The 12,200-nt window shown below is 69.5% G+C and carries 11 protein-coding genes; 3 read left to right on the forward strand and 8 right to left on the reverse strand.

Going from position 1 to position 12,200, the window contains the following annotated elements:
* Positions 1–142: 142 nt before the first annotated feature.
* Complete coding sequence (locus ACTWQF_RS17760) at positions 143–532, reverse strand: tautomerase family protein (protein ID WP_443280381.1); 390 nt, start codon at positions 530–532, stop codon at positions 143–145.
* Positions 533–963: 431 nt separating this feature from the next.
* On the opposite strand from ACTWQF_RS17760, the gene ACTWQF_RS17765 reads away from it, so the two are divergent.
* A complete protein-coding gene (locus ACTWQF_RS17765; RefSeq protein ID WP_443280546.1) occupies positions 964–1,206 on the forward strand; it encodes a DUF6191 domain-containing protein in 243 nt (80 codons plus the stop codon).
* Between the two features lie 154 nt (positions 1,207–1,360).
* Here ACTWQF_RS17765 and ACTWQF_RS17770 read toward each other — a convergent pair whose 3' ends face one another.
* Genes ACTWQF_RS17770 through ACTWQF_RS17795 form a run of 6 tightly spaced genes read right to left on the reverse strand, consistent with a single transcriptional unit; the run spans position 1,361 to position 9,167 of the window.
* Positions 1,361–2,011 carry a TetR/AcrR family transcriptional regulator gene (locus ACTWQF_RS17770; RefSeq protein ID WP_443280382.1) on the reverse strand — a complete coding sequence of 217 codons (651 nt, stop codon included), beginning with the start codon at positions 2,009–2,011 and terminating at the stop codon, positions 1,361–1,363.
* Positions 2,008–4,023 carry a CocE/NonD family hydrolase gene (locus ACTWQF_RS17775; RefSeq protein WP_443280383.1) on the reverse strand — a complete coding sequence of 672 codons (2,016 nt, stop codon included), beginning with the start codon at positions 4,021–4,023 and terminating at the stop codon, positions 2,008–2,010. Before ACTWQF_RS17775 ends, ACTWQF_RS17770 begins: the two co-directional genes overlap by 4 nt.
* Complete coding sequence (locus tag ACTWQF_RS17780) at positions 4,020–5,747, reverse strand: dipeptide ABC transporter ATP-binding protein (RefSeq protein ID WP_443280384.1); 1,728 nt, start codon at positions 5,745–5,747, stop codon at positions 4,020–4,022. The genes ACTWQF_RS17775 and ACTWQF_RS17780 overlap by 4 nt, the downstream gene beginning before the upstream one ends.
* Positions 5,747–6,640 carry an ABC transporter permease gene (locus tag ACTWQF_RS17785; protein WP_443280385.1) on the reverse strand — a complete coding sequence of 298 codons (894 nt, stop codon included), beginning with the start codon at positions 6,638–6,640 and terminating at the stop codon, positions 5,747–5,749. The genes ACTWQF_RS17780 and ACTWQF_RS17785 overlap by 1 nt, the downstream gene beginning before the upstream one ends.
* Entirely contained in the window at positions 6,637–7,593 is a 957-nt protein-coding gene (locus ACTWQF_RS17790) for an ABC transporter permease (RefSeq protein WP_443280386.1), read from the reverse strand. The genes ACTWQF_RS17785 and ACTWQF_RS17790 overlap by 4 nt, the downstream gene beginning before the upstream one ends.
* Before the next feature lie 2 nt (positions 7,594–7,595).
* Positions 7,596–9,167, reverse strand: coding sequence for an ABC transporter substrate-binding protein (locus tag ACTWQF_RS17795; protein WP_443280387.1), 1,572 nt, complete (start codon positions 9,165–9,167; stop codon positions 7,596–7,598).
* A gap of 405 nt (positions 9,168–9,572) precedes the next feature.
* On the opposite strand from ACTWQF_RS17795, the gene ACTWQF_RS17800 reads away from it, so the two are divergent.
* Both ACTWQF_RS17800 and ACTWQF_RS17805 read left to right on the forward strand, forming a co-directional pair.
* Positions 9,573–10,271, forward strand: coding sequence for a ribonuclease H family protein (locus ACTWQF_RS17800; protein ID WP_443280388.1), 699 nt, complete (start codon positions 9,573–9,575; stop codon positions 10,269–10,271).
* Between the two features lie 164 nt (positions 10,272–10,435).
* On the forward strand, positions 10,436–11,038 hold the full coding sequence (locus tag ACTWQF_RS17805; protein WP_443280389.1) for a DUF7691 family protein: 603 nt from the start codon (positions 10,436–10,438) through the stop codon (positions 11,036–11,038).
* Positions 11,039–11,485: 447 nt separating this feature from the next.
* On the opposite strand, the gene ACTWQF_RS17810 is transcribed toward ACTWQF_RS17805, so the two are convergent.
* Positions 11,486–12,187 carry a hypothetical protein gene (locus ACTWQF_RS17810; protein WP_443280390.1) on the reverse strand — a complete coding sequence of 234 codons (702 nt, stop codon included), beginning with the start codon at positions 12,185–12,187 and terminating at the stop codon, positions 11,486–11,488.
* Positions 12,188–12,200: the final 13 nt, after the last annotated feature.

Genomic DNA, 12,200 nt, shown 5'->3' on the forward strand with positions numbered 1-12,200 from the left:
GAGTTAGCTGTCCTCTTGTTTGTGGGGTACCCATTCGCGCTCGCAGGCCACTACGACATGTTTGCCCCGCACTCAGGGACACTGCGACCACGACCGAGTGCTACAACCAGCGGGATCCACGGCCAATCGATGGCAGGTGAGGTTACTTCCCGCGGCGGAAGTCGAGCTGCGTCACGCCGTTGTACCCGTAACTCTCCGGGTGCATTTCATACAGCGCCACGCCGGCGACGGAGGGCAGCAATCCCAATGTGCTCCGCAAGAGGTCGTAGGTCTGGCTGATGAAGCGGGCTCTTTCATCCGCGCTGTTGGTGCCCGCCGTGATGCTCACTTCAACGTGTGCACCAGTGGCCTCACCGACGGGCTCCCCTCCGACGTAGTAGTGGTCGGCAGGCACCAGGTTGAGATGGACGGTGGTGCGCTCAAGCGGCTTGTTCAGGGTGGTGACAGCCAAGTCGGTCAATCCCTTGACGAGGACCTCCCGGGTGGCAGGGTCAAGCTGCGGGTTACTGATCGTTGCGCGAATGAATGGCATACGCAGACACTGCCCTGACCGGGCGCGACTCGTCCAACGAAATCCGCTATAGGCCCCAGGGCGGTTTGTGTACTGCTCGGTGTGGCGAACGGATCGAAGAGCCAGCCCCCAGCCGTCGCCGCGAGCCCCGCCTGCGCGGGTGGCCGGCGATTGAAAGGGCGGTTTCCGGCCGTGGGCCGTCTCGTCCGACGCCGGAGTCCTGCCATCTCTTCGAGAGTCTCTGAGGACCGGCTCGACCACACCCAGCAAAGGCACCGCGGATCGGAAACAGCAGCTCAGCTTGTTGTTCAGCCGTTGTGATCTGGTCGGCGGAACAGGTGCGGATACCAGAGCGTTGTCGTTGCATGTTGCAGTTGCTGACGAGTCCGCTCATCGTGCTGGTCATCGTGGTGCCGTTGTTTTTGTTGGCAGCGCTCCGGAAGGGGGCTCAGATGGCTCAGCGACGAGGCTGGCTTCCAGGTCGATTCAGAGACCCGGACATCGGGGCCCGGGGACCGGGAGCGACTGCGGTTGAGGAACTCCATGCGTTGATCTACCCGAGCAAGCGGGTTCAACTGGAACAACGCCGTATCGAGCTGGTGCTTCGGGAGGACGAGCAGGACGGCGCGCCCAGAAAGACGGGTATCGATCTCGATGCCGGCAGGGCTCGCTTCACGCACGGCCGGTCAGACTGACGGGAAGCGCGCCGAAGAGCCGAGAGCGGCCATGCCGGGAGCCCGGTCGGCGACAGCCATGCATGCTGCCCGAGTTGCCCGAGTGCGGGCCGCCGAGTTCCGGGTGGCTGCACCGCCCGCCGGGAGACCGTCGCCATCACGCGGCGCGTCCGCGTCATGAAGTTGCGGACCGCGGGCCGAGTTCCGTCTCGATGAAGCGGTTCAGATGGCGGCGGGCGTCCTGGGTGCTCAGAGGCGGGGTCTGGCGGAGCCGTTGCAGGGCCAGCCCGTCGGCGAGGGCTGCGAAACGGGCGGTGAAGCCGTCCAGGTCGTCGCAGGTGAACTCGCCGTCGGCGAGGCCGCGTTCGGCCAGCGTGCGGATCTGCCGGTGCCAGCTCTCATAGCGCCGCTCCTGACCGCGGGCGAACGCCGGATCAGGGTGGTGCTCGCCGGCGTTCCAGTATTCGAACCACATCCGCCAGTGCCGGTCGGTGTCCTCGGTGAACAGGGCGTCGACGAGGAGCCGCAGCCCCTCGGCACCGTTGGTCGCCTGGTCCGCGGTCTCGCTGAGGGCCGCGTAGTACCGCTCGATCTGCAGCACCATGGCCTCCGAGAGGATCTCCTGGACGCTGCCGAAGTGGTAGGTGACCGTGCCGACGGACACCCCGGCCGCACCGGCGACGTCCCGCACGCCGACCGAGGCATACCCCCGCTCGGCGATCAGCGGAACGGCCGCCTCGACGATGAGGCGGCGGCGCACCTCGGTGGGCTGCCGGGTGCGGTCGGCGGCGGCAACGGCGCGGCGCGGGCTTCTCCCGCCGTTCATCCTGACGTCCTCGGGGTGGTGCGGTGCCATGCGCGCTCGGCCACTGTCTCGCCGTTCGCCCGTGCCTCGAGGTGACTGTCCATCACGAACTCCGCTGCCGTGGCCCTCAGTTCCGTCCGCGCGACGATCTCCGCGTCCCATTCCCCACCGCGGGCCAGCCGGATCCTCCATACGGAGACGGCCGAGGCCGACAGCGGGTCGTCGCTGCGAATACGGTACGTCTCCCGGGCGTTCTCCTCGTAGCGCAGCCCGTCAGGAAAGGTGCGGGAGCCGCCGTAGCGGGGGTCGACCTCGAGGGTCCACTCTCCTGCCGCGACATCGTGGGTGACGAGCCGCTCGGGACGCGGCCGGTCCGGGATGTCGTACGTCACCGGGAGCGGCGGTGCCTGCTCGGGCTCCTCGAAGTGGACCGGCTCCTCTTCTCCTCGTTCCCCGGGTATTCGTACGGGCAGCAGGAGGGCGCTGTGTACGGGGAGCACGGTCAGCTGGCCGCGCTCGCCGTGCGGCCACACCCACGGCCAGTACGCGTTCGAGAGGGCGACGCGGATGCGGTGGCCCGGCGGAAAGGCGTACCCGGTGGCGCTGAGCTCGAACTCGACGTCTTCGTATGTCCCCGGGACCCACTCGACGGCCCGGTCCCGTCCGTGCCGACTGAGCAGGTTGAGCACGCCCCGGGTGACGAGGGTGGACGAGCCGTCGGGAGCCACGTCGCAAAGGCGGGCGATCACGTGGGCGCGCGGGGTGGAGCTGTCCAGCCGGAGCCGGACCCGCGGCCGGCCGAGGATCTCGACGCGCGCGTCGAGAGGCTCCGAGTCGAAGCAGACCGCGCGGCCGTCCTCCTCCCGCTGGTCGGGTGGCAGGTCACTGGCATTGCCGAAGGGGAAGAAGCGGCCGGCGTCGATGCCGGTGTGCTGCGGGGAGTGGACCACCAGGGGCGTGTCGTCCGAGCCCAGCGGGCGTTCCCACCGGCTCATCCTCGGCGAGGGCCAGGCCGTCTCACCGACCCAGCGGCCCGGCATCACCTCGTGGGACGTGGCGGGCGGAACAGGGTCGTTGATCCAGGCCCGCAGCAGTGGCTCCCGCATCACCCCGGTGTCGGCGCCCTTGAGGTGCTGGTCCCACCAGCGCAGGGTCTCCTGGAGGAAGCCGATGGCGGGGCCGGGGGGCAGTCCGCGGTCCGGATACTGGTGGGACCACGGGCCGATCAGCCCCCGGACGCGATCCTGCGGAAGGTGTCCGACGAGCCGTAGCACCGTGTCGCGGTACGGGTCGTTCCAGCCGCCGACCGCCAGGACCGCCGCACCGATGGCGCCGTAGTCCTCGCACACGCTGCCGTGCCGCCAGTAGTCGTCCCGCTGCTGGTGGGCCAGCCAGGTGTGCAGGAAGGGTTCGAGGGCCTCGAGACGTTCGCGCCACATCGGCAGCCAGCGGTCGGCGCCGACGTTCTCCGGGTCCGGTGGGCGGGCTGCGAAGGCGAGCATGGTGCCGGCCCAGGCGAGCATGTCGATGCCGAGGACGGCGCCGCCGGTGTAGTGCACGTCGTTGTCGTAGCGGTCGTCGGTGGAGCAGACCGTCACGATCGCCTTGAGAGGGGCCGGGGCGAGGGCGGCGACCTGGAGCGCGTTGAAGCCGCCCCACGATATGCCGAACATGCCGACCTTGCCGGTGCACCAGGGCTGCTCCGCCAGCCAGTTGACGACGTCGATGCCGTCAGCGAGCTCCTGCGCGTCGTACTCGTCGCCCGGCACGCCCTCGCTGTCGCCGTGGCCACGGATGTCGACCCGGACGGAGGCATAGCCGTGGCCCGCGTACCAGGGGTGACGCTGGGCGTCGCGGGGCGCTGTCCAGTCGCTCTTGCGGTAGGGGAGGTACTCGAGCAGCGCGGGCACGGGGTCGCCTTCCGCGTCGGCCGGGCGCCAGATGCGCGCGTGCAGTTGGACCTTTCCGTCCCGGGTGGGGATCCAGACGTCCTCCCGCACGACCTGGCGTTCGAACTGCTCGCGGTACTTCACGAATCTCCTTCGGTGTGGGGGGTACCGGCAGGGCGCCAGCGCCGGACTCGGTGGCCGCGGCCGTGGTCGCGCCAGACGCCGTCGGCGTCTGCCGCGTCGGCCCAGTCGGGAATGTCGTCGACGGGTGGCTGCGCGTCGGGGTCGGGCTCCAGTGCCGCCGCCATCAGCTCACGGGTGTAGGGGTGCCCGGGGTCGGCGAAGACGGCCTCGGTGGGGCCCTCCTCGACCACCACGCCGTGGCGCAGAACGAGCACACGGTCGGCAATGCCCCGTACGACGGCCAAGTCGTGGCTGATGAACAGGCAGGCCAGCTGCCGTTCCCTGCGCAGCTCGTCGAGCAGCCGCAGCACGTCGGCCTGTACCGAGACGTCCAGGGCCGTGGTGATCTCGTCGGCGATCAGCACGTCCGGCTCGCCGGCCAGCGCCCGCGCGATGCCGATACGTTGCCGCTGGCCGCCGGAGAGCTGTGCGGGCAGCCGGTCGACGAGCGCCGGGTCGAGTTGTACGTCCCGCACGAGCTCGCGGGCCCGTGCGGTGGCCGCCCTGGGGTCCGGCGCTGTGCCGAAGAAACGCAGGGGGCGGCGGATGGCGTTGCCCACCGAGCGGCGCGGGTTGAGGGAGGTGTCGGCGTTCTGGAACACCAGCTGCACTCGGCGCCGCAGGGCTGGTGGACGTTTGCGCGCTGGACGGGCGAGGTCGCCCGTTTGGTGGGTCATCGTGCCGCCGGAGGGAGTGCGCAGACCGGCGAGGGCCCACGCAAGGGTGGACTTCCCGCTGCCCGACTCCCCGACGAGGGCGACGGTCTCGCCGCGCCGGACGTCGAAGGAAACGCCGTGCACGGCGCGGGCCGAACCGTAGTCCACGGTGACGTCCTTCGCGGAGACGGTCACGGGCGCTTCCGGTGACACCACGGCTCTGGCGCGGACCTCCCGCTCGCCGGATTCGCTCACCAGGGCGAGCCCGTCGTCCGTCAGGCGCGGCACGCTGGCCAGCAGCCGCCTGGTGTAGGGCTGTTCGGGGTGGGAGAAGAGCCGTCGGGTGGGCGCCGACTCCACGACCCGGCCCAGCCGCAGCACGCTCACCTCGTCGGCCATGCGCGCCACGACACCGAGGTCGTGGCTCACCAGCAGGGCGGCCAGGCCGAGTTCGTCGCGCAGGGAGGCGACGAGGTCGAGAATGCCGCGCTGGGTGACGACGTCGAGACCGGTCGTGGGCTCGTCGAGGACGAGGACCTTGGGGCGGGCCGCCAGGGCCATGGCAATGGAGATCCGCTGCTGCTGGCCGCCGGACAGTTCGTGCGGGTAGCGGCGCGCGAGGTCGGCGGGCCTCGGCAGTCCGACCTGCTCCAGCAGGTCGAGCACCGGCACGTCGCCGCCGGCCTCCGCGATCTGCCGTCCGACACGCATGGACGGGGTGAGCGAGTGGCCCGCGTTCTGGGAGACCATCGCCACGGTCCCGCCGCGCAGCCGCCTCAACTCTCCCGGGGCGAGGGCGAAGACGTCATGGCCGTCCACCCGGACGGTCCCGCCGTCCAGGCGTGAGCCGTGCCGCAGGTGACCGAGCAGGGTGGCCGCGACGGTCGACTTGCCGCTGCCGGACTCGCCGACGAGGGCGAGCGTGCTTCCCTCGGGCAGTTCGAAGGACACGTCCTGCACGACCGGGACGTCCTGCCCGCCCGAGCGGTAGGAGACGGAAAGGGAGCTGACGGAGACGAGAGGGTTCATCAGGAACCCTCCCTGATCCGGTCCACGCCCCAGGCTTTGGACAGGCCGTCGGCCGCGAGGTTGATTCCGACCACCAGTGTGGCCAGGGCGATGATCGGCGCGAGGCTCGCCATCGGGACGACGGTGATGGCGGTGCGGTTCTCGGCGACCATGAGCCCCCAGTCGGGGGTCGGCGGGTCGGCGCCGAAGCCGAGGAAGGACAGCGAGGAGATCAGCAGGACGACCCAGGAGGCCCGCATGGCGAACTCCACGCACACCACGTCGACGATGTTGGGCAGGACTTCCCGCCAGAGGATCGCCCAGGTTCCCTCTCCCCGGGCGCGGGCCGCGGTCACGTAGTCGGCGGGCACGACGGCGAGCGCCGCACCGCGCACCACCCGTACGACCTGCGGCACGAACACCACGGCGACGGCGCAGACGATGACCGTGTAACCGGTCCCCAGCACGGTCACGACGACGAGCAGCGCGAGGATCGCCGGTACCGAGAGCACCGCGTCCAGCACCCGGCCCAGGAGGTCGTCGAACCAGCCTCCGCGCAGGGCCGCAGCACAGCCGATCACCGTGCCGAGTACGACCCCCAGGACAGTGGACGCGGCGGACACACCGAGCGCGTACCGGCCGCCGTACAGCACCCGGGCAAGGACGTCCCTGCCGTACTGGTCCGTACCGGCCCAGTGTTCCCAGCCGGGGCCGAGGAGCGCATGCGAGGGGTTGTTGGCGATGGGGTCGTACGACGTCAGCAGCGGGGCGAGAAGCGCGACCAGCACATGGACGCCCACGATGGCGAGGCCGACGACCGCGGTGCGGGAGGAGCGCAGAGTGCGCCAGGCACGGGCGGTGCGTGCCCGGACCGTCGCGGATGCCGGGGACGGGACGGTGTCGAGGGGGGTCATCGGGTCCTCCCGCGCGTACGGAGCTTGGGGTTCAAGGCCATGGCGCCGAGGTCGGCGGCGAGGTTGCACACGACGTAGACGACGGCGCTGATCAGCGCGACGGCCTGGATGACGGGCAGGTCGCGGTTCTGCACCGAGGTGAGCAGCAGCTTGCCGATGCCCGGATAGTTGAAGACGTTCTCGACGACTGCGACCCCGCCCACGAGCCAGGCCACGTTCAGGGCGATCACATGCAGGGTGGGCAGGAGGGCGCCGGGCAGGGCGTGCCGGGTGACGACCCGCCAGGTGGACAGGCCCTTGAGCCTGGCCGTGGTGACGTACTCGCTCGCCATCACATCGATGACCGACGTACGGGCCATGCGGACGATGTACGCGGCCATGACGATCGCCAGCGAGAGCGCGGGAAGCCAGACGGCGGGCAGCAGTTGGCCGACGCTCGCGTCGGGGCCGTACAGAACGACGGCGGGGAACCACGGCAACGCGATCGAGAAGCACAGCACCAGCACCGTGGCGACGACGAACTCGGGGATGCTCATGCCGACGAGACCGACGGTCGAGATCAGGTGGTCGGCCCAGCGGTCGCGGTACAGACCGGCGACGATGCCCAGCACCAGGGACCCGGTCACCGCGAACAGGACCGTGACCAGGGCGATCAGCGCGGAGTTGCCGAGGTACCCGGCCACTTCGCCGGCGACGGGCTTTCCGGAGACCAGGGAGGTGCCGAAGTCCCCGTGCAGCGCGGCCTGCACCCAGTCGGCGTAGCGTTCCCAGGCGGGCCGGTCGAGCCCCAGCTGCTGCCGCAGGCCGGCCACGGCGTCGGGTGTGGCGTCCTTGCCGAGGATCTGGGTGGCGACGTCGCCGGGCAGGGCCTGGACGGCGAGGAAGACGAGGACGGAGGCCAGCAGCAGGGTGCCGAAGGCGGACGCCGTGCGACGGGCGATGAACGAGAGCATGCTCAGGCTCCCTTCAGGCCGATGGCAAGGTAGTCGAACTCGAACCCGTGCTCGGCATATCCGCGTACCTTGCGGGAGATCCCGACGAGCCGGTCGGCGAACATCGGGGTGATCGCCCCGCCCTTCTCGATCACCATCGTCTGCCCCTCGCCGTAGAGCTCGCGGCGCCGCTTGTCGTCGGTCTCGGCGCGGGCGCGGTCGAGGAGCGCGTCGAAGTCCTTGTCGGACCAAGCGGTCTCGTTGTACGACGAGCCGCTGCGGAAGATCTGGGTGAAGAGCTGGTCGACGGGCCGGCCCGTGTACCAGTAGGTCGCCATCAGCGGCTTCTTCATCCAGATCTGCGTGTAGTACGAGTCCGCAGCTGCCGTCTTGACCCGGACGCGGATGCCGGCCCGCCGGGCGGAGTCCTGGTAGGCCAGCGCCATGGGGGTGAACACCGGGTCGTAGGAGGAGGTGTAGAGGTCGACGGTCAGCCCCTCGTGGCCCGCCTTCTTCAGCAGGTGGCGGGCTTTGTCGGGGTCGTGCTGGGGGTGCGCCCGGATGTGCAGCGGGTCGTTCGGCGGCACGGGGTTGTCCCAGCCGGCGGTTCCGGCGCCCTGAAGCGCGACCTTGATCACGTGCTCGGGGTCGTAGGCGAGCTTCATCGCCTGGCGCACGCGTACGTCCGTGAAGGGCTTCTCCGTGGTGAGCATCGGCAGCACGTACCACTGGGAGTTCTTCACGCGGGCGATGGTGGCGCGGTCCGACGCCGCGACCACGCGGGCCGTCGCGAAGTCGAGATTGGTCTGCGAAAGCAGGTCGACCTGGCCTGCCAGCAGAGCATTGGCGCGGGCCGACATGTCGGCCACGGAGGAGAAGGCGATGGCGTCGAGAACCGGACGCCCGGCCCAATGATCCGCGAACGCGGTGACCCGGCCGGGGCCCGCGGGCGCGAACGACTCCAGCTTGAAGGGGCCGGTGCCGATGCCGGTGCGGCCGACGGACGTCCCGCTCCCGTCCGGGACGACGTAGCAGTTGTAGTGCGTCAGCAGGCTGGGGAACTCCGCGTTCGGTGACTTCAGCGGGACGACAAGCGTGTGGGCGTCGGGGGTGCGCAGCGTCTTCGGGTCGACGAGCGGGGCGAGGACGGCCGCCTGCGGGGACTTGGTCGCCTTGTCGAGGATGTGGCGCAGGGTGTACGCGGCGTCGGCCGAGGTGAACCTGCGGCCGTTGTGGAAGGTGACGCCCTTGCGGAGGCGGAACGTCCAGGTTCGGGCCTTGGCGTCCGCTTCCCAGGATTCGGCGAGGTCGGGGACGAGGTCGCCGTTCGTGTCGACGCGGACGAGACGGTTGTACAGGGCGCCCAGGTACTCGTACGCCGACAAAGAGCTCGCCGGGTCGAGTGTCTCGGCGTCCGACGCGGGCGGGCGGGCTATTCGGAGGGTGCCGCCGCGATCCGGAGCGCCCTTCGGCACCGCCGCGGGCAGGGCGGCGGTGGCCGCTGTGCCCGTGCATCCGGACAGCAGCCAGGACGCACCGAGGCCGGCGGCACCGGCAAGCAGTGACCGCCGTCCTGGGCGGTGGGTGTCGGTCATGGGGCAACCGTCCTCCCCGCTATTCGTTCAGCTGAACGATTGAGTGAAGTGCGTGAACGATAGCGGGCCGACGGTTTCCAGCCAACCCTCAAGCGCGGAAAATCAGAGCGCGGGGATGAAAAGGGGTAACCGGGCCGTGTGGGTCTAGTGGCCCGGCCCCCGCGGACGCCTGCTCGCCGCATCGGCGGATGTCCGCGGCCGGGCTCGGCGGGCTCGCCGCTTCGTGGCGAGATCTTGCCTGTCGCCCCCCCATCGGTCGGCTGGGCGGGGCCCGCGATCGGTGGTGCGCGAGTGTGGAGGGGGTGCCCCTATGCGCTGGAGCGCACCGGACCGTGATCGGCCGCCGCCTCCACCTGACCTGCACCCGTTCAGGGCGGCGGTGCTGCAGGCTGGCATGATCGGGGGATGTCAGAACGTTTGGTTGCGGCTTGTGACGGTGCCGCCAAAGTCAATCCCGGGCCGGCGGGCTGGGCGTGGGTGCTTGCTGACCCTGCCGGCACTCCGCAGCGTTGGGAGTCGGGTCCGCTGGGCCGTACGACGAACAATGTGGCCGAGTTGACCGCGCTCGCAGAGTTGTTGGAGGCCACCGATCCGGCTGTGCCGCTGGAGATCCGGATGGACTCGCAGTACGCGATGAACGCGGTCACCAAGTGGATCGCGGGGTGGAAGCGCAACGGCTGGCAGACCGCATCCAAGAAGCCCGTCGCCAACAAGGACCTGGTCGTCCGTATCGACGCCTTGCTCGAAGGCCGCGACGTGGTCTTCCAGCACGTTCTCGCTCACCAGGTGAACGGCGACCCGCTCAACGCCATCGCCGACGCCGCTGCCGGCACCGCGGCCACCGAGCAGGCCCCCGCAGGCACCGCACACGGCGCCACCGGCATTCCGCAGCCGCGCCCCGCGACCGAAGACAAGCCCCGCGTCACCCGCTCTGGGAAGGCACGGACTCGCCGCTTGCCGGGTGGCGGTGCGGGCCCGGTGGTCAAGGCGAAGTTCCCCGGCCGCTGCGGACACTGCAAGTCCCGTTATGAGACGGGCGAGCAGATCGCCAAGATCGCGTCAGGCTGGGGTCACCGGGCCTGCCGCGACAGCGCGACCCCGTAGCGGAAGGCCAGGGGAAGCAGCGGGACTGAAGAGCGGCAACCGTGTGAGGCGGAGGAAGACGCGCCCAGGCAACGCGGGCTCGTACCGGGGAAGGTGGGTGCTTCGCGGGGAGGGGTCCTTGCCGTGCCACGCGGTGTCAGTACCGCTGGTTAGGATGCCCGGTCATGAGCATGGGATTGAGTGTGTATCTGGTGGACTTGCGTGTCGCACGGGGTGCGATCGGCTCCGGCGATGTGAAGCTACGGCGGATGATCGGCGGCCGCTTCAAACGCAAGATAGCCTCCGCCGACGAGCAGTTCTCCCACGAAATCGAGCAGGGCGCGCCCAGCCGCTATGAGGCGCTGAGCGCGGTGATCGACGGCGGTCCCTTCGATGACCGGCACGGCTTCCAGTACGGATACGCCTACCAGTTGGTCTGCGAGTTCTATGGCAAGGCGCTGTTCAACAACGACTTCTCGCCGTACCGGGGCAGTTGGCTGGAGGACGTCGATGCCGGGCTCGCTCAGCTGGGCATCAAGGCGGTCGAGCTGACGGAGTTCGCGTACGGCTCTCCTCCCTCGCCGCTGCCGCAGCCCGAATGGGTGCCGGGGTACGGGGAATGGAGCCCTGAGTCCTGCCGAGAGGCGCTGGCGCAGTGGGAGAGCACCACGCCGGACCAGCGCCAGGACGTGGACCGCGAGGTGCGGGAGGCGATCGAGAGCTGCGTCGGCTGGTTCCGTGAGGCGCAGAAGAAGGACGGCTTCGGGATCGCGGGCTTCAATTACTGATGGGGTGCCAGGGCGGCGCGCCACCGCCGCAGGACGTCCGCGCACCGGCGCCCCCCCCCGGCCACCCTGACCGACGCCCGCGACACGAACTGCACAGTCGCTTACCTCGCACCACGGAATTTTGAACTGAGCGGTGGGTCGTTGTCATCAGTCCGCCAACGACCCACCGTCAGCAGGAATCAGGCTCAGACCTTCACTGCAGGGCTGTGGACGGCGCCCAGCCCATCACCACGGTAGAAGGTGACTTCATAGCGACCGCGCGGCACCTTCTTGGAAAGACTCTTTCCAACGTGAACACCGTACTTCTTACCGGTGGACGTGTTAACTGCCTCTATCCACACTACTGCACCATTTGCCGAACCCCTGGTGTAACCCTTGCCGTGGACTTTTCCGCCGGAGGCAGAAGCGCACACCTTCATGGTGTCTGCATCACCTGGTCCCCAGGCACTACACCGTTGAGCCGAATCCGCAGAAGCCGCAGGGACAGCCGCCAGCAGGGCAACGCCTGCCAGCGCCCCAGTCAATGCTGTACGGCCGAGAATACGAGACAACATTTGCACCTTTCGCAGTGATCGAGATCGCTGTCGCCGACAGGGCTGACCCGGTCGACTCGTTCAAGGACGCGCAGGTGAGGCTTGCGGTTGCCATGGATACGTACGCCCTGAACCTCGCAGAGGATGCGGTGGAGACCATGGAAGAGGTGTCTGTCGCGCACGGGCAGTCAGAAAGAGCAGATGACTGGACGGCGATCGCCGGCCTCGTGGCCCAGGCCGAGGCAAGGGCGTTGGGCGTGGCGGTGGTTGATGAGGGAGGTGCGAGGCCGAGGAAAGCTTCATGGATGTCGTCGCGGCGCTCCCAGCGGATGCGCAGGCGGCAGAAGCCGTGGAGCCAGGAGATGGTGCTTTTGACGACCCAGCGGAAGATGCCCGGGCCGGAGCCGTGCGGTTGGACGCGTACGGCGACCACCCGGCGGATGCCTCGCTTCCTGAGCAGACGCCGGTACTTGTCGTGGTCGTAGCCGAGGTCGGCCGGCAGTGTGTCCGACCGGTCGGTATGGTCGGCCGACAGGTCCGGCAATTGCTGGGACCTTGTCCGCAGGGGCAGCAGTTGGGTGACATCGTTGCGGTTGCCGCCGGTCAGGGGACACACCGCGAGCGGGATG

Origin of the sequence: Streptomyces sp. 8N114 (genome assembly GCF_052245835.1) — a bacterium.
In the GTDB taxonomy this organism is placed as follows: domain Bacteria; phylum Actinomycetota; class Actinomycetes; order Streptomycetales; family Streptomycetaceae; genus Streptomyces.